At 71.3% G+C, this 19460-nt stretch carries 20 protein-coding genes; 3 read left to right on the top strand and 17 right to left on the bottom strand.

Annotated features, from left to right (window positions below; genetic code table 11):
- Position 1: 1 nt before the first annotated feature.
- From nuoH to mqnC, 13 genes are all read right to left on the bottom strand, one after another.
- A complete protein-coding gene (gene nuoH, locus AB0D28_RS17730) occupies positions 2-1357 on the bottom strand; it encodes an NADH-quinone oxidoreductase subunit NuoH (protein ID WP_357386918.1) in 1356 nt (451 codons plus the stop codon).
- A complete protein-coding gene (locus AB0D28_RS17725; protein ID WP_357386916.1) occupies positions 1354-3795 on the bottom strand; it encodes an NADH-quinone oxidoreductase subunit G in 2442 nt (813 codons plus the stop codon). Before AB0D28_RS17725 ends, nuoH begins: the two co-directional genes overlap by 4 nt.
- Positions 3795-5111: an NADH-quinone oxidoreductase subunit NuoF gene (gene nuoF, locus AB0D28_RS17720; RefSeq protein WP_357386914.1), complete on the bottom strand. Its 1317-nt coding sequence runs from the start codon at positions 5109-5111 to the stop codon at positions 3795-3797. The genes AB0D28_RS17725 and nuoF overlap by 1 nt, the downstream gene beginning before the upstream one ends.
- Positions 5108-6241, bottom strand: coding sequence for an NADH-quinone oxidoreductase subunit NuoE (gene nuoE, locus AB0D28_RS17715; protein WP_357386912.1), 1134 nt, complete (start codon positions 6239-6241; stop codon positions 5108-5110). The genes nuoF and nuoE overlap by 4 nt, the downstream gene beginning before the upstream one ends.
- Positions 6238-7563, bottom strand: coding sequence for an NADH-quinone oxidoreductase subunit D (locus AB0D28_RS17710; RefSeq protein WP_357386911.1), 1326 nt, complete (start codon positions 7561-7563; stop codon positions 6238-6240). Before AB0D28_RS17710 ends, nuoE begins: the two co-directional genes overlap by 4 nt.
- Positions 7560-8288, bottom strand: coding sequence for an NADH-quinone oxidoreductase subunit C (locus AB0D28_RS17705; RefSeq protein WP_357386909.1), 729 nt, complete (start codon positions 8286-8288; stop codon positions 7560-7562). The genes AB0D28_RS17710 and AB0D28_RS17705 overlap by 4 nt, the downstream gene beginning before the upstream one ends.
- On the bottom strand, positions 8285-8965 hold the full coding sequence (locus tag AB0D28_RS17700; RefSeq protein ID WP_013283602.1) for an NADH-quinone oxidoreductase subunit B: 681 nt from the start codon (positions 8963-8965) through the stop codon (positions 8285-8287). The genes AB0D28_RS17705 and AB0D28_RS17700 overlap by 4 nt, the downstream gene beginning before the upstream one ends.
- Before the next feature lie 11 nt (positions 8966-8976).
- Complete coding sequence (locus AB0D28_RS17695) at positions 8977-9342, bottom strand: NADH-quinone oxidoreductase subunit A (RefSeq protein ID WP_013283601.1); 366 nt, start codon at positions 9340-9342, stop codon at positions 8977-8979.
- Between the two features lie 119 nt (positions 9343-9461).
- Positions 9462-10736, bottom strand: a complete 1275-nt coding sequence (locus AB0D28_RS17690) for a geranylgeranyl reductase family protein (protein WP_357386906.1) — start codon at positions 10734-10736, stop codon at positions 9462-9464.
- A gap of 134 nt (positions 10737-10870) precedes the next feature.
- On the bottom strand, positions 10871-11089 hold the full coding sequence (locus tag AB0D28_RS17685; RefSeq protein WP_357386904.1) for a hypothetical protein: 219 nt from the start codon (positions 11087-11089) through the stop codon (positions 10871-10873).
- A gap of 74 nt (positions 11090-11163) precedes the next feature.
- A complete protein-coding gene (locus AB0D28_RS17680) occupies positions 11164-11874 on the bottom strand; it encodes a demethylmenaquinone methyltransferase (protein WP_357386902.1) in 711 nt (236 codons plus the stop codon).
- Between the two features lie 97 nt (positions 11875-11971).
- A complete protein-coding gene (locus tag AB0D28_RS17675) occupies positions 11972-13237 on the bottom strand; it encodes a cell wall anchor protein (RefSeq protein ID WP_357386900.1) in 1266 nt (421 codons plus the stop codon).
- A 424-nt stretch (positions 13238-13661) separates the two neighbouring features.
- Positions 13662-14852 carry a cyclic dehypoxanthinyl futalosine synthase gene (gene mqnC / locus AB0D28_RS17670; protein ID WP_030500766.1) on the bottom strand — a complete coding sequence of 397 codons (1191 nt, stop codon included), beginning with the start codon at positions 14850-14852 and terminating at the stop codon, positions 13662-13664.
- A 178-nt stretch (positions 14853-15030) separates the two neighbouring features.
- Here mqnC and AB0D28_RS17665 point away from each other — a divergent pair, with 178 nt between their 5' ends.
- The 3 genes from AB0D28_RS17665 (at position 15031) to AB0D28_RS17655 (ending at position 16794) form a co-directional block, all read left to right on the top strand.
- Entirely contained in the window at positions 15031-15426 is a 396-nt protein-coding gene (locus tag AB0D28_RS17665) for a hypothetical protein (RefSeq protein WP_357386898.1), read from the top strand.
- Between the two features lie 34 nt (positions 15427-15460).
- Positions 15461-15988, top strand: coding sequence for a hypothetical protein (locus tag AB0D28_RS17660; RefSeq protein ID WP_357386896.1), 528 nt, complete (start codon positions 15461-15463; stop codon positions 15986-15988).
- A 155-nt stretch (positions 15989-16143) separates the two neighbouring features.
- The gene (locus AB0D28_RS17655) at positions 16144-16794 is read left to right on the top strand and encodes a hypothetical protein (protein WP_357386894.1); all 651 of its coding nucleotides are present in this window, start codon (positions 16144-16146) and stop codon (positions 16792-16794) included.
- Positions 16795-16806: 12 nt separating this feature from the next.
- Here AB0D28_RS17655 and paaE read toward each other — a convergent pair whose 3' ends face one another.
- From paaE to paaB, 4 genes are read right to left on the bottom strand one after another with little or no spacing between them, the layout of a single operon-like run.
- Positions 16807-17919 carry a 1,2-phenylacetyl-CoA epoxidase subunit PaaE gene (gene paaE / locus AB0D28_RS17650; RefSeq protein ID WP_357386892.1) on the bottom strand — a complete coding sequence of 371 codons (1113 nt, stop codon included), beginning with the start codon at positions 17917-17919 and terminating at the stop codon, positions 16807-16809.
- Complete coding sequence (paaD, locus tag AB0D28_RS17645) at positions 17916-18392, bottom strand: 1,2-phenylacetyl-CoA epoxidase subunit PaaD (protein WP_357386890.1); 477 nt, start codon at positions 18390-18392, stop codon at positions 17916-17918. Before paaD ends, paaE begins: the two co-directional genes overlap by 4 nt.
- Positions 18393-18432: 40 nt before the next feature.
- On the bottom strand, positions 18433-19152 hold the full coding sequence (paaC, locus tag AB0D28_RS17640; protein WP_357386888.1) for a 1,2-phenylacetyl-CoA epoxidase subunit PaaC: 720 nt from the start codon (positions 19150-19152) through the stop codon (positions 18433-18435).
- On the bottom strand, positions 19149-19436 hold the full coding sequence (paaB, locus tag AB0D28_RS17635; RefSeq protein ID WP_357386949.1) for a 1,2-phenylacetyl-CoA epoxidase subunit PaaB: 288 nt from the start codon (positions 19434-19436) through the stop codon (positions 19149-19151). Before paaB ends, paaC begins: the two co-directional genes overlap by 4 nt.
- Between the last annotated feature and the right edge of the window lie 24 nt (positions 19437-19460).

Raw genomic sequence — 19460 nt, 5'->3', positions numbered from 1 at the left:
GTCACACCTCCCTGGAGTCCGGGCCGGCGACGACGTTGGCCGGCTCCCGCTCGGCGAGCACGCGCTTGGTACGCGGGCTCGGCGGAACCTGAAGATCCATCGGCGGCAGCGGGAAGCTGCCGTACGGCCGGGTGTCCGCCTGCTCCTGGAGCGACGGCTTCGGCTCCTTCTTCCGCGACGGCCAGAAGAGCGTGATCAGCAGCAGCACGCCCGCGCCGACGGCGGTGACGAGCAGCCGGTCCCGGGTCTGCCAGTCCTCGATCGAGCGCAGCCCGGCGAGCACCATGATCCAGACCAGGTTCAGCGGCAGCAGCACCTTCCAGCCGAAGCGCATGAACTGGTCGTACCGGAGCCGCGGCAGCGTGCCGCGCAGCCAGACGAAGACGAACACCAGCATGATGACCTTGCCGAAGAACCACAGCATCGGCCACCAGCCCTCGTTGGCGCCCGACCAGATCGTGATCGGCCACGGCGCGTGCCAGCCGCCGAGGAAGAGCGTCACGGTGAACGCCGACATGGTCACCATCGCGACGTACTCGCTGAGCATGAACAGCGCGAACTTCAGCGAGCTGTACTCGGTCTGGAAACCGGCCACCAGCTCCGACTCCGCCTCGGGCAGGTCGAACGGCGCCCGGTTCGTCTCACCGACGATGGCGATGAAGAACATGATGAAGCTGGGCAGCAGCAGGATCGCGTACCAGCCCGGTGCGGCGAGGTCGAAGCCGCCGATGCTCAACCGGGTGCCGTCGCCCTGCGCGGCGACGATCCCGCTCGTCGACATGGTGCCGGCGGTCATGAAGACCGCGACCACGCTCAGGCCCATGGTGACCTCGTACGAGACCAGCTGGGCCGCCGAGCGCAGGCCGCCGAGCAGCGGGTACGTGGAGCCACTGGCCCAGCCGCCGAGCACGATGCCGTACACGGCGAGCGAGGAGAAGGCCAGCACCACGAGCACCGCCACCGACACGTCGGTGACCTGCAGCGGCGTCCGGTGCCCGAAGATGCTCACCATCGGCCCGAACGGGATCACCGACAGCGCGGTGACCGCGCAGACCACCGAGATCACCGGGGCGAAGAAGTAGACGACCTTGTCGGCCTTGCGCGGGAGGATGTCCTCCTTGAAGGCCAGCTTCACGCCGTCGGCGAGCGTCTGGAGCAGACCGAACGGGCCGGCCTGGTTGGGGCCGGGCCGCACCGCCATGCGGCCCACGACCCGGCGCTCGAACCAGACGCCGAGCAGCGTGGCCGCCACGGCGACGACGAACGCGAACAGGATCTTGCCGAGGACCAGCCACCACGGGTCCTTGCCGAAGTCGGCAAGCGTCGGGTCCTGCGCCGCGAGGATGACGGGGTTCACTGCACCCACCTTTCGTTCCCGCCTGCGGAGACGCTCACCACGTCGCCGGACGTCGCGCCGAGGCCGCGCCGCACGGTGGAGCCGGGTGAGTTGGTCGGCAGCCAGACGACGCCGTCGGGCATCTCGGTGATCGCCGCCGGCAGCGTGATCGCGCCGCGGTCGGTGCCCACCGTGACCGGGTCACCGTCGGCCACGCCCAGCGCCTCGGCGGTGCCCTTGCCCAGCCGGACCACCGGCGGGCGGGCGGTGCCGGCGAGGTGCTCGTCGCCGTCGGTGAGGCTGCCCAGGTCGATCAACTGGTGCCAGGTCGCGAGCACCGCCTCGCCCGGTCCGGGCTCGCGCACGGCGGCCGGCTCGACCGAGGGCGCCGACGGCCGCTCGATCCGGGTGCGCGGCAGCGCGCCCAGCTCGCGCCGGATGCTCGGCACGTCGCCGGTGCCCAGCCGCACGTCGAGCTGCGCGGCGAGCGCGTCGAGGATGCGGGCGTCGGTCATCGCGCCGGTGTCCAGCACCTTCTCGAACGTGCGCAGCCGGCCCTCCCAGTCCAGGAAGCTGCCGGCCTTCTCGACCACGGGCGCGACCGGCAGGACCACGTCGGCCCGGCGGGACACCGCGCTCATCCGCAGTTCCAGGCTGACCAGGAACGGCACCGCGTCCAGTGCGGACTCGGCCAGGCGCGGGTCGGCCAGGTCGGCCGGGTCGACCCCGGCCACCACCAGGGCGCCGATCTGGCCGTTCGCGGCGGCGGTGAGGATGCCGTCGGTGTCGCGGCCGGCCTGGCTCGGGATCACCCCGGCCGGGATGTCCCACGCCTCGCCCAGCTCCGCGCGCGCGGCCGGCTCGGTGACCACACGGCCGCCGGGGAGCAGGTTGGGCAGGCAGCCCGCGTCGACAGCGCCGCGGTCACCCGCGCGCCGCGGCACCCAGACCAGCCGGGCACCGGTACGCCGGGCGACGTCCGCCGCCGCCGACAGCCCGCCCGGCACCTCGGCCAGGCGCTCGCCGACGATCAGGATCGCGCCGGGCTTCCCCAGCGCCTCGGCCACAGTGGCGTGCTCGGCCAGCACGCCGGCCTCCTCGCCGGGCACCACGCGGGCCAGCTTCGCCCCGAGCTTCTCCAGGCCCCGGGTGGCGAACGGCGCGATCGCGTACACGGTGAGCTTCTTCTTCAGGTACGCCTTGCGCAGCCGCAGGAAGAGGATCGGGCACTCCTCCTCCGGCTCCAGGCCGACGAGCACCACCGCGGGCGCGTTCTCCACGTCCGTGTAGGTCACGTCGGTGACCCCGGCGACGCTGCTGGCCAGGAAGTCGGCCTCCTCGCGGGAGACCGGGCGGGCCCGGAAGTCGATGTCGTTGGTGTGCAGCGCGATACGGGCGAACTTCGCGTACGCGTAGGCGTCCTCGACGGTGAGCCGGCCGCCGGTCAGTACCGCCGTGCCGGTCGCGCCGTCGCGGGCCGCGCGCAGCCCCTCGGCGGCCCGGGTCAGCGCCTCGCTCCAGGACGCCTCGCGCAGCTCACCGGTCTTCTCGTCGCGCACCATCGGCGTGCTGATCCGGTCGAACGCGCGGGTGTACTGGAAGCCCCAGCGGCCCTTGTCGCAGTTCCACTCCTCGTTCACCGCCGGGTCGTCGCCGGCCAGCCGGCGCAGCACCTTGCCGCGCCGCCAGTCGGTGCGCTGGGCGCAGCCGGCCGAGCAGTGCTCGCAGACGCTGGGCGTGGAGACCAGGTCGAACGGGCGGGCCCGGAACCGGTACTGGGCGCCGGTCAGCGCGCCCACCGGGCAGATCTGCACGGTGTTGCCGGAGAAGTACGAGTTGAACGGGACGTCACCGGCGTCGCCGTCCTCGCCGTACTCCTCGTCCCGGTAGATGTTGATCTCCTCGTGCGAGGAGCGTCCCATCAGGTCGATGAACTTGTCGCCGGCGATCTCCTCGGAGAACCGGGTGCACCGCTGGCAGAGCACGCAACGCTCGCGGTCGAGCAGCACCTGGGTGCTGATCGGCAGCGGCTTCGGGTACTCCCGCTTGTGCTCGTGGAACCGCGAGTCGGTCCGGCCGGTGGACATCGCCTGGTTCTGCAGCGGGCACTCGCCGCCCTTGTCGCACATCGGGCAGTCCAGGGGGTGGTTGAGGAGCAGCAGCTCCATCACCCCCTCCTGGGCCTTCTTGGCGACCGGGGAGGTGAGCTGCGTCCGCACCACCATGCCGTCGGCGACGGTCTGGGTGCAGGAGGCGACCGGCTTGCGCTGGCCCTCCACCTCCACCAGGCACTGCCGGCAGGCGCCGGCCGGGGCCAGCAGCGGGTGGTCGCAGAAGCGCGGGATCTCGGTGCCGAGCTGCTCGGCGACGCGGATCAGCAGCGCACCCTTGGGCGCGGTGACCTCGACGCCGTCGATGGTCAGCGTGACGGTCTCGGTCTGCTTGGCTACGTCGGTCATCAGTGAGCTCCAACCAGCTGCTTGTCGGAGAGCTTCGGAGCGGTACGTCCCTCGATGTAGTCGAGGTAGTCCTGCTTGAAGTACTTCAGCGACGAGGTGACCGAGCTGGTCGCGCCGTCACCCAGACCGCAGAACGAACGGCCGAGGATGTTGTCGCAGGTGTCGAGCAGGGTGTCCAGGTCCTCGTGGGTGCCCTGGCCGGCCAGGATGCGCCGGTAGACCCGGACCATCCAGTAGTTGCCCTCCCGGCACGGGGTGCACTTGCCGCACGACTCGTGGTGGTAGAACTCCAGCCACCGGTAGGTCGCGTACACCGGGCAGTCCTGGTCGGAGAAGATCTGCGTGGCGGTGGTGCCCAGGATCGAACCGGCGCCCGCCACCCCCTCGAAGTCCAGCGGCACGTCCAGGTGCTCGGCGGTCAGCAGCGGCGTCGACGAGCCACCCGGGGTCCAGAACTTCAGGTTGTGCCCGGGCTTCATGCCGCCGGCCAGCTCGATCAGCTCGCGCAGCGTGATGCCCATCGAGCACTCGTACTGGCCCGGGTTGGCGATCCGGCCGGACAGCGAGTAGATCATCGGGCCGGACGACTTCTCCGTGCCCATCGTCTTCCACCAGTCCGCGCCACCGAGCACGATGTACGGCACGCTGGCGATGGTGCCGACGTTGTTGACCACCGTCGGGCTGGCGTACAGGCCGTGGGTCGCCGGGAACGGCGGGCGCAGCCGGGGCTGGCCCCGGAAGCCCTCCAGCGAGTCCAGCAGCGCGGTCTCCTCACCGCAGATGTACGCCCCGGCGCCCGAGTGCACCACCAGGTCCAGGTCGAAGCCCGAGCCGAGGACGTTCCGGCCGAGGTAACCCTTGGCGTACGCCTCGGCGACCGCGCTGCGCAGCCGCCGGGCGGCGTGGACCGCCTCACCACGGATGTAGATGTACGCCCGGTTGGCCCGGATCGCGTACGAGGCGATGATGACGCCCTCGACCAGCGAGTGCGGGTCGTAGGTCATCAGCGGCAGGTCCTTGCAGGTGCCCGGCTCGCCCTCGTCGGCGTTCACCACCAGGTAGTGCGGCTTGCCGTCGCCCTGCGGGATGAAACCCCACTTGAGACCGGTCGGGAAGCCCGCGCCGCCCCGGCCGCGCAGCCCGGAGTCCTTGATCAGCTGGATCAGGTCGTCCGGGTGCGCCTTGAGCGCCTTGCGCAGGGCGGCGTAGCCGTCCAGCTTCTCGTAGGTGCCGAGCCGCCAGGCGTCCGGCGACAGCCAGCGCTTGGTGAGCACCGGCGTGAGCTTGGCCAGCGTCTCCGGCCGAGGAGTGGTCACTTGCGGACCCCCGATCCGTTCGCGTCCGCCGGGTCGGCGCCGCCCGCGCCCGTACCGGATTCCGCTTCCTTGAGGTTGCGCTCCTGCGCGCCGGCCGCGTCGCCGGCGGGCTTGCCGTCGCCGGCCGGCGGGTTCGCCGCCGCGCCGGCCGCCTCCGCCGCCTGCGCGTCGCGCGACGCCGGGGCCGGGCCGTCCACCGGGACCTTGGTGCCGGGCGCGTCCGGCACCGCGGTGCCCGCGTCCGGCTGCCGGGTCTCGGCGGTACGCACCTGCGGCGACTTGTCGTCCGGGGCCTTCACGTCCGGCGCGGTGCTGCCGGTGGCCGCCTCCGGCTCGGCCGCCTCACCCGCGCCCGAGTTGCCGGCGGGTGCCAACTTGACCGGCTCGGGCGCCGGGGCCGGCTTCTCGGCCTTCGCCTTCGCCTCGGCGGCGGCCCGGTCGGCCTCGGCCTTGCTGCGGATCGGCGTCTTCGGGTCGAAGCCCGGCACCGAGACGCCGTGCTGCTCGGCCAGGCGCAGACCGCGCAGGCTCGGCTCGCCCGGCCCGCCGTCGGCCACCGCGCCCTCGCGCTCGTCGGCGAAACCGGCGAGCTGGACGGCCATCTCCTTGAGCGTGCACAGCCGCGCGCCCCGGGTGGGCATCGGACGGCCACCGGCGCGCAGCTCCTCGACCACGTCGAGCGCGGCCTGCGGCTCCACGTTGTCGAAGAAGTCGTAGTTGACGGTCATGACCGGGCCGTAGTCGCACGCCGCCAGGCACTCGGCGTGCTCCAGGGTGATCTTCCCGTCGGCGGTGGTCTCCTCGTGCCCGACGCCGAGGTGCTCGGCCAGGGTGTCGTAGACCTTCTGCCCGCCGAGCACGTCGCACATGGTGTTGGTGCAGACGCTGACCAGGTAGTCACCGGTGGGCTTGCGCTTGTACATGGTGTAGAAGGTGGCGACGGCGCCGACCTGGGCCTTGTTGAGCCCGAGCACCTCCGCGCAGAACTCGACACCGGCCGGGGAGACGTAGCCCTCCTCCGACTGGACCAGGTGCAGCAGCGGCAGCAGCGCCGAGCGGGACCGGTCCGCCGGGTACCGGGCGATGATCTCCCGCGCCCGGAGCCGGGTCTCTTCAGTGAACGTGCTCATCGGTCACAACCACCCATCACGGGGTCCAGCGAGGCGCCGCCGGCGATCACGTCGGCGATCAGGCCGCCCTCGGCCATCGCCGGGAGGGCCTGGAGGTTGACGAAGCTCGGCTCCCGGTAGTGCACCCGGTAGGGCCGGGTGCCGCCGTCGGACACCGCGTGCACGCCCAGCTCGCCGCGGGGCGACTCGATGCCGACGTACACCTGGCCCGGCGGAACCCGGAAGCCCTCGGTGACGAGCTTGAAGTGGTGGATCAGCGATTCCATCGACTGACCCATGATCTTGGCGACGTGCTCCAGCGAGTTACCCATGCCGTCCACGCCGATGGCGAGCTGCGCCGGCCAGGCGATCTTCTTGTCGGAGACCATCACCGGGCCGGGCTTCAGGCGGTCCAGCGCCTGCTCGATCAGCTTCAGCGACTCGCGGATCTCGGCCACCCGGACCAGGTAGCGGCCCCACACGTCACCGTCGGTGTGGGTCGGCACGTCGAACTCGTACGTCTCGTAACCGCAGTACGGCATGGTCTTGCGCAGGTCCCAGGCGAGGCCGGCGCTGCGCAGCACCGGGCCGGTGACGCCGAGCGCCATGCAGGCGGTCACGTCGAGCACCGCCACCTGCTGCGTGCGCTCCAGCCAGATCGGCTGGCCGGAGAGCAGGTTCTCGTACTCCTTGAGCCGCTTCGGCATCAGCGTCAGGAAGTCGCGGATCTTGCGGATCGCGTCGTCCGGCACGTCCTGCGCGACACCGCCCGGCCGCACGTACGCGTGGTTCATCCGCAGGCCGGTGATGGTCTCGAAGATGTCGAGGACGTACTCCCGCTCGCGGAAGCCGTACAGCATCATGTTGATCGCGCCCAGCTCCATGGCGGTGGTCGCCAGCCAGACCAGGTGCGACGAGACCCGGTTGAGCTCCATCATCAGCACGCGGATGGTGGTGGCCCGCTCGGTGATGTCGTCGGTGATGCCGAGCAGCTTCTCCACCGCGAGCGCGTACGCCGTCTCGTTGAACAGCGGCGAGAGGTAGTCCATCCGGGTCACGAACGTCGAGCCCTGGACCCAGTTGCGGTACTCCAGGTTCTTCTCGATGCCGGTGTGCAGGTAGCCGACGACCGAGCGGGCCTCGCGGACCGTCTCGCCCTCCAGCTCCAGGACCAGCCGGAGCACGCCGTGGGTGGACGGGTGCTGCGGACCCATGTTGACGACGATCCGCTCGTCGTTGATCGGGTCCGTGCCGGAGACGACCTCGTCCCAGTCCCCGCCGGTGACGGTGAAGACCTTGCCCTCGGTCGTCTCGCGCTCGGTCGCGTAGTTCGACGTGGTCATTGGTACGACCTCCTACGGTCCGGCGGGGGAATCTCCGCACCCTTGTACTCGACGGGGACGCCGCCCAGCGGGTAGTCCTTGCGCTGCGGGTGGCCCTCCCAGTCGTCCGGCATCAGGATCCGGGTCAGGTTGGGGTGGCCGTCGAAGACGACGCCGAACATGTCGTACGCCTCCCGCTCCTGCCAGTCGGCGGTCGGGTAGACGGCGGTGACGCTCGGGACGTGCGGGTCCTCGGCGGAGACCGCCACCTCCAGCCGGACCATGCGGCGGTAGGTCATCGAGGTCAGCTGGTAGACCACGTGCAGGCGGCGCTCCGCGCCCAGGTAGTCCACACCGGACACCGAGGAGAGCAGCTCGAAGCGCAGCGCGAGGTCGTCGCGCATCACCTGGCAGACCTCGGCGATCCGCTCCGGGCGGACGTGCAGGGTCAGCTCACCCCGGTCGACCACGACCTTCTCGATCGCGTCGCCGAAGTCGGGGTACGCCTCCTCCAGCGCGTCCCGCACCTCGTCGAAGTAGCTGCCGTACGGCCGGGTCGCCTCCTCGATCGGCTTGCGCTGGCGGACCAGGCCGCCGTAGCCGGAGACGTCGCCGGTGCCCTGGTTGCCGAACATGCCCCGGCCGGCCGGGCTGGCCGGCGGGTACTCGGCCGGTGCGGTGGAGCTGGCGCCGACCGGGGTGGTGGGTACCGGCACCCCGCCGTCGTTGGTCTTGTCGTTGCTCATTTCGGGCCCCTATGCGACGCCTGAAGGTGGTTCTGCGCCTTCATCCAGTTCTCGATCCGCAGCTGCTCCTCGCGCCCCTCGCGGACCGCCTTCGTCCACTCGGCACGGCGGGCCTTGTCGCTGCGGTACGACGAGGGCATCGAGCCGTACGGCACCACCGGCACGTCGCCGCGCGCCTGGCGGGCCTCAAGCATCTTGCGGCCGTTCGGGCCCAGCGGCTCGTGCATGATCTTCTCGCGCAGCTTGAGCACCGCGTCGATGAGCATCTCCGGCCGGGGCGGGCAGCCGGGGAGGTACATGTCGACCGGTACGACGTGGTCGACGCCCTGCACGATGGCGTAGTTGTTGAACATGCCGCCGCTGCTGGCGCAGACGCCCATCGAGATGACCCAGCGGGGCTCGGCCATCTGGTCGTAGATCTGGCGCAGGACCGGGGCCATCTTCTGGCTCACCCGGCCGGCCACGATCATCAGGTCCGCCTGGCGGGGCGAGGCGCGGAAGACCTCCATGCCCCAGCGGCCCATGTCGTAGTGCGGGCCGCCCGCCGCCATCATCTCGATGGCGCAGCAGGCCAGACCGAACGTGGCGCCCCAGACCGAGGTCTTCCGCGTCCAGTTGACCAGCTTCTCGACGCTGGTGAGCAGGACGCCGGAGGGGAGTTTCTCCTCGATGCCCATCTGCTACCTCCTCAGTCCCAGTCCAGGCCGCCGCGCCGCCAGACATAGGCGTAGGCGACGAAGACCGCGACGATGAACAGGACCATCTCCACGAAGCCGAAGATCGGCAGGGCGTCGAAGGAGACCGCCCAGGGGTAGAGGAAGATGATCTCGATGTCGAAGACGATGAAGAGCATCGCCGTCAGGTAGAACTTGATCGGGAACCGGCCGCCGCCGACCGGCTGCGGGCTCGGCTCGATGCCACACTCGTACGCCTCGAGCTTGGCCTTGTTCAGACGCCGCGGGCCGGCGAGTCGGGCAGCGGCCACGGAGAACAGCGCGAACGCCGCAGCGAGGGCGAACAGCCCGATGATGGGTGCGTAAGGAGAGAGCGTCATCGTTGTCCCCTGCTCGTCCTTCCCTGACCTCGGTGGTTGGCCAAAATCACACTATTCACGTCCCTGAGACCTCGGTCGTCGGGGGGTCGATCTCTGTCCGGCTCGTGGTCGGTGGTCTCCTACACGGCCGGGGCCACCTTCGTCATCGCGTTGATGACCCGGTCCATCGCGTCCCCGCCGCGCGGGTCGGTCAGGTTGGCCAGCAGCTTGAGCACGAACCGCATGAGCATCGGGTGCGGCATGCCGTGCTTGGTCGCCATCCGCATGATCTCGGGGCGGCCGATGAGCTTCACGAAGACGCCGCCGAGCCGGTAGTAGCCGCCGAAGCGGGCCTTCAGCTCCTGCGGGTATGCCATCAGCGCCCGCTCGCGCTCCGCGCCGGCCGGGCGGGCCAGCGCCTGCACCAGGACCTCCGCGGCCATCTCGCCCGACTCCATCGCGTACGCGATGCCCTCGCCGTTGAACGGGTTGACCATGCCGCCGGAGTCACCGACAAGCAGCACGCCGCGGGTGTAGTGCGGGACCCGGTTGAAGCCCATCGGCAGCGCGGCGCCGAGGGTCGGACCCTCCGCGTTGGACTCGTCGGTCATCCCCCAGTCCTCGGGGGTGTTCGCGAGCCAGTCGGTGAGCAGCTTGCGGTAGTTCGTCTTGCCGAACGCCGAGGAGGAGTTGAGCACACCCAGGCCGACGTTCACCCGGCCGTCGCCGAGGCCGAAGATCCAGCCGTAGCCGGGCAGCAACGCGTCGCTGCCCTTGGCCCGAAGCTCCAGCCAGGACTCCAGGTAGTCGTCGTCGTGCTTGGCGGGCGAGCGGTAGTAGCGGCGGACCGCCACGCCGATCGGGCGGTCCTCCCGCTTGGTCAGCCCGAGGGCGAGCGGGAAGCGGCCGGAGACGCCGTCGGCGGCGACCACGAGCGGCGCGTGGAAGGTGGCCGGTTCCTTGTCCGGGCCGACCTCGGCCTGCACGCCGATCACCCGGTCGTCGGCGCCGAGCACCGGCCCGAGGACGTTGACGCTGGTGCGCAGCTGCGCCCCGGCGGCGACCGCCCGCTGGGCGAGCAGGTCGTCGAAGTCGAGCCGGGTCCGCACCAGGCCGTAGTTGGGGAAGCTGGCCAGGTCGGGCCAGTCCAGCTCCAGGCGTACCCCGCCGCCGATCACCCGCAGGCCCTTGTTGTGCAGCCAGCCGGCCTCGGGCGAGGTGTCCACGCCCATCCGGATCAACTGCCGTACGGCGCGGGGCGTGAGCCCGTCGCCGCAGACCTTCTCCCGGGGAAACTCCGTCTTCTCCAGCAGCAGCACGCGTACGCCGTGCCGCGCCAGGTGGTACGCCGTGGCCGATCCTCCGGGACCGGCGCCCACGACGATGACGTCGGCGTCGTTCTCCACCGCGGTCATCCGCGCCTCCTCCCGCATGCTCGTGAAATGCTTCACAAGCCGATCCGGATGGAGTCTATGACCGGCGTTACACCAGTACGCGCTGAGGGGGGCCTAACTTGGCGGAAACGCGCCGGTAAGAGCGTCGAGAGCGGTCACGGACGGGCCTGCGCGGCCGGTCCCAGCCCGGCGTCGAGGCGGATCGCGTCGGGCAGGTGGTCGCGCAACGCGCCACCGGCGGCCCGGTCCAGCGCGGCGAGCACCTCGGCGACGACCTGGCGGACATCGGCGGGATCCGCGCCGGCCAGCTCGCGGAGCTGCGCGATCAGCTCGGCGGCGTCGTCGTCGGTGGCGGCCTGGTCCGGTCCCGTCATGGAGGCGAGCCTACGGGACAAAGTAGACCAGAATCGGATATTTACGAAATGGATGGCCAGCGGTGGCCGGACTGTCAGTTTCGGACTGCCCGGTGCAGCGCCACGACGCCGCCGGTCAGGTTGCGCCACGCCACCCGGCCCCAGCCGGCCGCCGCGATCCGCCCGGCCAGCGCCGCCTGGTCCGGCCAGGCCCGGATCGACTCGGCCAGGTAGACGTAGGCGTCCGGGTTGCTCGACACGGCGCGGGCCACCGCCGGCAAGGACCGCATCAGGTACGACAGGTAGACGGTGCGGAACGCCGGGTTGACCGGCGTGCTGAACTCGCACACCACCAGCCGCCCGCCCGGCCGGGTCACCCGGGCCAGCTCGGCCAGCGCCGCGTCGGTGTCGTTGACGTTGCGCAGCGCGAAGGAGATGGTCACCGCGTCGAAGCTGGCGTCGGCGAACGGCAACCGCAGCGCGTCCCCGGCCAGCAGCGGCACCGACGGACGCGTGCGCTTGCCGGCGTGCAGCATGCCCAGCGACAGGTCGGCACCGACCGCGTACGCCCCGGAGTGGGCCAGCTCCTCGGTCGACACACCGGTGCCCGCGCCCACGTCCAGCACCCGCTCGCCCGGCCGCAGCCCGAGCGCCGCCCGGGTGGCCCGCCGCCAGGACCGGTCCTGCCCGAAGGAGAGCACTGTGTTCGTCAGGTCGTAGCGGGCCGCGACGCCGTCGAACATCGCGGCGACCTCGTGCGGCTGCTTGTCCAGGCTGGCGCGCTGGCCCTGCGGGGTACGGCTCACCCCTCCACTCTGCCAGCCGCGCGCCGCCCGCCTCCCCCCGGGTACGCGGCAGGGCGGGGTGGTCGCCCACCCCGCCCTGCCGTCATCGCCGCTCCGGTCAGTCGCCGGCGCGCTCCTCGTCCGGAGTGACCAGGACCACCTTGCGGCGGCGGGACAGCATCATCAGCGCCGCGCCGGCCGCGAGCACCGCCGCGCCGGTCCCGCCGATCAGGCCGATCTGCATACCGGTCACCGGCAGGCCACCGTCACCCGTGCCGCCACCCGTGCCACCACCCGCGGTCGGGGTCGGCACCGCCGTCGCGCCGCCGGTCGGCGTCGGCCCGGCGGTCGGCGACGAGGTCGGCTGGGCGGTCGGCGACGGGCTCGGGGTCGGGCTCGACGGCGGGCTCTGGTCGACGAAGACATCGAACAGCGCGGTGTTGTCACCGTCGTCGGTCTCGGCGAACGCCCGCCGCTGCGCCGAGCTGGCGACGCGCGGCTCCTCCTCGGCCGCACCGGCGGCACCGTCGAGGCCCTTGGCCCAGACGATCCCGGGCCGGAGCAGCTTCTCGGTCACGTCCGCGCCGACAGTCACCCGGACGTCGGCGGTGTAGTACTGGCCCGGCTTGAGGACCGCGCCCGCGTCCTCGCAGTACGCGTTGAGGACACCGCCCAGGTTCTGCTCCACGCAGCCCTCGGGCAGCTTCGCGAAGGTGACTCCGGCCGGCAGGCCGATCCCGTACGCGATGCCGGTGGCACGCTTGCTGCCGTCGTTGAACACGGCCCAGTCCAGCGGCGCGGTCCCGCCCGGCCGGACCGGGCGCAGGCCCGGCTCGCCCGCGTCGTCGCCGTCGACCACCACGTCGGCGTACACGTCCTGCACCCAGGTGGTGAGGTCGTAGCCCGGCTCGGTGACGGTGATGTCGTGCTCGATCTCGTCCAGCACCCTGGTGCTCTCGCCCGCGCTGATCGAGACCGTGAGCGTGCCGGCCGCGCCCTTGCCGCCCTTGGCGAACAGCGGGATGCCGAAGTCCTCGGAGGTGCCGGCGGGCAGGTCACCGAGCAGGCAGGAGAAGGCGGTCCCCCGGATGTCGCAACCGGCCGGGACCAGCACGCCGACCTTGCCGGTCTTGAGGCCGTTCGTCTCGACGGTGACCCGGACGTCCTTCGCGTCCACGGTCCCGACTGTGTTGTTCACCTGGAACTTGAACGGCTTGGCCTTCGCCTCGCTGACGCCCTTGGCGAGGTGGTAGCTGAGCGGGATGAGCTGGAGGTCGGCCTCGTCGGCGGCCTGTGCCGGGCCGGCGAGCGCGCCGAGACCGGCGGTGGAGAGCAGGGCCACGACGCCGGCGCGGGCCAGCGTGGACCGGTAGCGGAAGGTCATTGTTCCCCCGGGGATAGGGAGGCGAGATCACGCCGAACGAACGGACGGTACCGGAGCGACGCGTCGTGACGCCAGGACCCGGAGGTGGGAATTCCCATCGATACCGGCAGACGGCAGGGGCGGGATGGTCACCCATCCCGCCCCTGCCGCGGTGCGTTATGTGAACGGCCCTCATGGGCCGATGGAGGACGACGGTCCCCGACGACGCCGCAAGCGTAATGGCGTCGCCGGCTCACCGGGCCGCGCTCGCCCGGGTCGCCGCCGACCTGTTACCTGCCTGCTCGCGGCCCGGATCGGTGGTGTCGCGCGGGCAGGCTAGCCGCCGGTGATCACGCGGGTGAAGACCCCGGGCCGAAGCTTCACCGGAAACGGGCGGACCTCCGGCCGCATGACGGACCCCGACCGGCCGAACGGCGGAACCGGCTCAGTTGACCTCGACCAGCGGCAGCGACTTCCCGGCCCCGCCGCCGGGCAGCGCGATCGACGAGAAGTGCGAGACCACGCGGTCGTCGCTCGGGTCGTCGGCGGGCGTGTGGTGCACCGCCAGCCGGTTGTAGAGCGTGTCCCGCTGGGCCGGGATCCGGTCGGCCGACCGGATCATGCCGATCAGCTCGTGCAGGTTGGACCGGTGCCGGGCGCCGGCCGAGGAGATGACGTTCTCCTCCAGCATGATCGAGCCGAGATCGTCCACGCCCATGTGCAGCGCGAGCTGCCCGACGTCCTTGCCGGTGGTCAGCCAGGACGCCTGGAGGTGCGGCACCGTCTCGAAGAACAGGCGGGCCACCGCGACCAGCCGCAGGTATTCCAGCGTCGTCGCCTGGGTGCGGCCCTTCAGGTGGTTGTTCTCCGGCTGGTACGTCCACGGGATGAAGGCCCGGAAGCCGCCGGTGCGGTCCTGCACGTCGCGGATCATCCGCAGGTGCTCGATGCGCTCGGCGTTCGTCTCGCCGGTGCCCATCATCATGGTGGCCGTCGACTCCAGGCCCTGCCGGTGCGCCAGCTCCATGACCTCCAGCCAGCGGGCGCCGGACTCCTTCAGCGGCGCGATCGCCTTCCGCGGCCGGTCCGGCAACATCTCGGCGCCGGCACCGGCGATCGAGTCCAGGCCGGCGGCCTTGATCCGGGCGATGGCCTCGTCCAGGCTCACGCCGGAGACCTTCGCCATGTGCAGGATCTCGCTCGGGCCGATCGAGTGGATGGCGAGCTGCGGGTACGCCTTCTTGACCGAGGAGAACAGCTCCTCGTAGTACTCGACGCCGTAGTCCGGGTGGTGCCCGCCCTGGAGCATGACCTGGGTGGCACCCAGCTCGACCGCCTCACCGCAGCGGCGCAGGATCTCCTCGGTCGGGTGGGTCCAGCCCTCCTTGTGCTTGGGGGCCCGGTAGAACGCGCAGAACTTGCACGCCGTCACGCAGACGTTCGTGTAGTTGATGTTGCGATCGATGAGGTAGGTGACGATGTTGTCCGGGTAGCGGCGCCGCCGTACCGCGTCGGCCGCCTCGCCCAGCGCGTGGAAGGGCGCGTCGGTGTAGAGCAGCAGCGCCTCCTCGGGCGTGATGCGCCCGCCGTCCGCGCCGCGTTGCAGGATGTCGTCGATCTCCCGGTTCGCCGTCACATCCCCGAGCGTACGTCGCGACCGGTGGATGCCGCCGTACTGGGCCCTCCGGTGTGAGCCGAACGCACTTCCCCAAAAATATCCTCAAGATCGAAATAAAACATCGTTGGTTCGTTGACAAGATGTTGAGCATCTCGCATCATCTTGTTCGACATCCATAGACGCATTGGGGTGGGACGTGAGCGAGACGGACACCGCTCCAGGCATCGCGGCCCGTTGCCGAGCGGACGGAGGACTAACGGAAGCAACCCTCGGCGAGTTGCGAGACGAGTTGGGCTACCGCAAGCTCGGCCGCTGGGTCCTGGCCGAGATCGCCGACACGCTCAGGGCGACCGGCCTCGGTTTCTTCCCTTCCCACCGGCTCGACGCGGCGCTCAACACCGAGCCACGGCAGTCGCAGACGGTCTGGATCTACGTCCGGGACGGCGGCCCCCGAGCACGTGTGATCGATGCAATCCTTCAGCCGGACGACTGTGACGTCCGAGCGGAGCTGGACGTCATCGGCACCAAGAACCCCGCCGGCCTGACCGCCCGGCAGAAGCTCGACCGCATCAGGGAAATCGTCAACGCCTGACCGGGTCCGAGCAGCGACAGGAGAGCCTCGTCCCATGACCGCGCACGTCTTCGTCGACGAGACCAAGGAGCGAGGGCTACTCGTCGCCGCCGTGGTCATGCACCCGGCCGACCTGAACGCTGCACGCCGGTCGATTCGGGATCTCATCCTGCCCGGCCAACGCCGCATCCACTTCCACAAGGAGAGAGACGACCGGCGCCGTCAGATCGTCGACGGGTTTCTCGCGCTCTCCGCGCACGCTGTCATCTTCGACGCGAAGGACCATCGCAACGCCCGGGTCGCTCGCGAAGCCTGCCTCGTCTCTCTGGTGGAGCACACGGCGAAGATCGGGGCTGCCCGCCTCGTCCTGGAACGCGACGACTCGACCTTCCAGGCCGATCAGCGCCTGCTCTTCGAGCAGGTCAGGAAGTGTGGGGTGGACGGAAGGCTGCGGTACGACCAGCTACGCGCCCACGAGGAGTGTCTGCTGGCCGTTCCCGACGCGTTGGCCTGGTGCTGGGCCAAAGGCGGGCGCTGGAAGGACTCCATCCGCCGCATGATCAGTGAGTCGCGACAGGTCTGACGAGGCGCAGACAGCGCGAGACCCGGCTCACCCACCGTCCGGAAGGCTGCCGGGTCCACTTCCACGGGGCTAGTGCCCCTGGCAGTTGAAGGTTACCGCTGTCCGAACCGTTCGGACAAGAAATGGACGTGGCAGGCCGCGTCTACGCTCTCGGCGTGTCAGTCGTATCGCCCTCACCCGCTCCCGTACGCGTGGCCGGTGCCCGATCCGCCCTCTGGTCCCTCACCATGACCGCCGTGCTCGTCGGCTTCGGCCTCGCCGTGATCGCGGTCAGCGCGGTGGTCGGCCACCTCACCGTGGGACTGCCGATCGCCGTGCCGATCTCCGTCGCCCTGGCCGGCTGCCTCGCCTTCGCGGTCGGCCTGCGCCTGCTGCACCGGGGCTGGTGGCTGACCCTCCTGTCGGTGCTGCCGGCGCTGTTCGTGCTGGTGGGCACCGTGCAGCTCGCGCCGGAGTCGGTCCTCCGGGAACGCGGCGTCGCCCAGCAGGTGACCATCACCGACGTGGAGACCGTCGGCAAGCGGCACGAGTTCGTCCTTCAGGGCGACACCGGCCGGCTCGACGAGCCGTTGGTCTACCGGGGCAGCTCCCCCGGCTACCGGGTCGGCCAGCGGCTGACGGTGGTCGTCGACCCTCGGGGCGAGGTGGAGCTGGCCGACGAGCGGGACGTGGACCCGGACGGAAAGCGGGCCATGCTCGTGCTCGGTGCGGCGGGATGGACCCTGCTCACGCTGGTCGGCGGGTGGCGCGGCCACGTCAGCCGGGCCCGTGGCCGCGCCGCCACGGCACCGCCCGTGGTGTTCTGACCGGCGACGCCGCTACGCGTCGTAGTCGACGGTCAACTCGTCGGTGACCGGGCTGGACTGGCAGGTCAGCACGTAACCGGCGGCCACCTCGTCCGGCTCCAGCGCGTAGTTGCGCGCCATCGTCACCTCACCCGCCGTCACCTTCGCCCGGCAGGTCGAGCAGACGCCGCCCTTGCAGGCGTACGGCAACTCGCCGCGCACCCGCAGCGCCGCGTCGAGCACCCGCTCGTCCCGGCCCATCGTGAAACTCGACGAGCGGCCGTCCAGCACGATCGTCACGTCGGTGCCGGACCCGGGCCGGTCGGCCTCGCGGCGGACCGGCTCCGGCGGCGCGTCGACGTGGAACAGCTCGGTGCGCACCGCCGCGTCCGGCACGCCGCGGCCCGCCAGCACCGCCTTGGCGTCCACCACCATGCCGTACGGGCCGCAGAGGAACCACTCCTCGATCTCGTCGCCGGGGACGAGAGTGTCGAGCAGCCGGGTCAGCCGGTCGGCGTCGATCCGCCCCGACAGCAACGCCGACTCGCCCATCTCCCGGGACAGCACGTGCACCAGGTGCAGCCGGGTCGGATAGCGGTCCTTCAGGTCGGCCAGCTCCTCGGCGAACATCACCGAGTTCGCCGTGCGGTTGCCGTACACCAGCGTGAACGTGCTGCGCGGCTCGGTCGCCAGCGCGGTCGCGGCCAGCCCGAGCACCGGGGTGATGCCGGAACCGGCGACCACCGCGCCGTACCGGCGGGCCCGGTCCGGGGTGAACGCGGAGGTGAAGTGCCCCAGCGGCGGCAGCACCTCGACGGTGTCGCCGCCCCGCAGCGCGCCGCAGGCGAAGGCGGAGAACGCCCCGCCCGGGACCTCACGCACCCCGATCCGCACCCGGCCGTGCCGGGCCAGCTCGTCCGGGGTGGAGCAGATCGAGTACGACCGCCGCACCTCCCCGCCGTCGCCCTCGGCCGGGCGGCGGACGGTGAGGTGCTGCCCGGCGGAGAACGCGAACGTCTCGCGCAGCTCCTCGGGCACGGCGAACGTGATCGACACCGAGTCGTCGGTGAGCCGGTCCACGGCGGCCACGGGCAACGGGTGGAAGACCGGCCGGCGGCGCACCGGCCGGGTGATGGTGACAGTCACAGCGCCTTCAGGTGGTCGAAGGGTTCGGAACAGGAACGGCAACGCCACAGCGCCTTGCACGCGGTGGAGCCGAAGCGGCTGATCTGGCTGGTCTCCGGCGACCCGCAGCGCGGGCAGCGTACGGCCAGCGTCAACGGCACCACCGTGCCCTCACCGCGCGGCGCGGGCGGGGCGATGCCGGCGGCGGCCAGCTTGGCCCGGCCGGTGTCGGAGATCCAGTCGGTGCTCCACGCCGGGTGGTAGACGGTACGGACCTCGGCGTCCGGGTGCCCGGCGGCGGCCAGCGCCCGGCGGATGTCCGCCCGGATCACGTCCATGGCCGGGCAGCCCGTGTAGGTGGGGGTGATGGTGACGACGACCCGGCCGGTGTCCGGCTCCTCGTCGACCGCGCGCAGGATGCCCAGCTCGTCGATGGTGATGACCCGGATCTCCGGGTCCACCACCGCCGCCGCGGCCGCCCTCGCCTCACTCACCAGTGCCACTCCGGGCTCCGCTCCGCCGCTCGCCTCGCGCTCACCAGTCGGCTCCGGGGTGGGCGCGGTGCAGCACCTGCATCTCGGCGAGCAGGTAGGAGAGGTGTTCGGTGTGCAGGCCGTCCCGGCCGCCACCCGGCGTCCAGCCCGTCTCCGGGCGGGTGAGCGTGGCCTCGTCCAGCACCGCTGTCACCGTGGCGTCGAAGTCGGCCCGGAGGCCGGCCGGGTCGACCGGCGCCGCCGGGGACGGGTCGAACAGCTCGTGGACGTACGGCCACACCTGGTCGACCGCGTCCTGCATGCGCCGGTGCGACTCCTCGGTGCCGTCGCCGAGCCGCTTCACCCACAGCGCGGCGTGGTCCAGGTGGTACGCCGACTCCTTGCGCGCCTTCGCCCCGACCGCCGCCAGCCGCTCGTCCGCGCAGCCGGCCAGCGCCGTGTAGAGCGGCACCTGGTACGCGGCCAGGAAGAACAGTTTCGCCATGGTCACGCCGAAGTCGCCGTTCGGCAGCTCGACCAGCAGGCAGTTGCGGAACTCGCGGTCGTCGCGCAGGTAGGCCAGGGCGTCCTCGTCCCGGCCGGCGCCCTCCAGCTCGCCCGCGTACGTGAGCAGCAGCCGCGCCGCGCCGAGCTGGTCGAGGGCGATGTTCGCCAGCGCGATGTCCTCCTCCATCTCGGGAGCGCGGGAGGTCCACTCACCGAGGCGCTGCGCGGCGATGAGCGCGTCGTCGCCGATGGCGAGCGTGAAGTCGAAACTCATAGGTGGGCAGCCCCTTCGGGGACCTCGTAGAACGTCGGGTGGCGGTAGACCTTGTCGGCGGCCGGGTCGAAGAAGGCGTCCTTCTCGTCCGGGCTGGACGCGGTGATCGCGCTCGCCGGCACCACCCAGATGGAGACGCCCTCCTGGCGGCGGGTGTAGAGATCCCGCGCGTTGCGCAGGGCCAGCTCGGCGTCGGGGGCGTGCAGGCTGCCGACGTGGGTGTGTGACAGGCCACGGCGGGCCCGCACGAACACCTCCCACAGGGGAGATGACTGGCTGCTCATGCCGGACTGACCGGGCATGCCCTC

It is taken from the genome of Micromonospora sp. NPDC048169 (assembly GCF_040652815.1).
Lineage (GTDB): Bacteria > Actinomycetota > Actinomycetes > Mycobacteriales > Micromonosporaceae > Micromonospora.
Note: the sequence above shows the minus strand (reverse complement) of the source record. Positions and strands in the feature narration are given on the sequence as shown.

What these genes read in the sequence shown, in the direction of transcription:
- nuoE (WP_357386912.1), bottom strand. Translation starts at nt 6,241, where the DNA reads ATGAGCACGTTCACTGAAGAGACCCGGCTCCGGGCGCGGGAGATCATC.
- AB0D28_RS17660 (WP_357386896.1), top strand. Translation starts at nt 15,461, where the DNA reads ATGACCGCGCACGTCTTCGTCGACGAGACCAAGGAGCGAGGGCTACTC.
- paaB (WP_357386949.1), bottom strand. Translation starts at nt 19,436, where the DNA reads ATGAGCAGCCAGTCATCTCCCCTGTGGGAGGTGTTCGTGCGGGCCCGC.
- AB0D28_RS17700 (WP_013283602.1), bottom strand. Translation starts at nt 8,965, where the DNA reads ATGGGCATCGAGGAGAAACTCCCCTCCGGCGTCCTGCTCACCAGCGTC.
- AB0D28_RS17725 (WP_357386916.1), bottom strand. Translation starts at nt 3,795, where the DNA reads ATGACCGACGTAGCCAAGCAGACCGAGACCGTCACGCTGACCATCGAC.
- AB0D28_RS17675 (WP_357386900.1), bottom strand. Translation starts at nt 13,237, where the DNA reads ATGACCTTCCGCTACCGGTCCACGCTGGCCCGCGCCGGCGTCGTGGCC.
- AB0D28_RS17690 (WP_357386906.1), bottom strand. Translation starts at nt 10,736, where the DNA reads ATGACCGCGGTGGAGAACGACGCCGACGTCATCGTCGTGGGCGCCGGT.
- AB0D28_RS17695 (WP_013283601.1), bottom strand. Translation starts at nt 9,342, where the DNA reads ATGACGCTCTCTCCTTACGCACCCATCATCGGGCTGTTCGCCCTCGCT.
- AB0D28_RS17685 (WP_357386904.1), bottom strand. Translation starts at nt 11,089, where the DNA reads ATGACGGGACCGGACCAGGCCGCCACCGACGACGACGCCGCCGAGCTG.
- AB0D28_RS17705 (WP_357386909.1), bottom strand. Translation starts at nt 8,288, where the DNA reads ATGAGCAACGACAAGACCAACGACGGCGGGGTGCCGGTACCCACCACC.
- AB0D28_RS17710 (WP_357386911.1), bottom strand. Translation starts at nt 7,563, where the DNA reads ATGACCACGTCGAACTACGCGACCGAGCGCGAGACGACCGAGGGCAAG.
- paaC (WP_357386888.1), bottom strand. Translation starts at nt 19,152, where the DNA reads ATGAGTTTCGACTTCACGCTCGCCATCGGCGACGACGCGCTCATCGCC.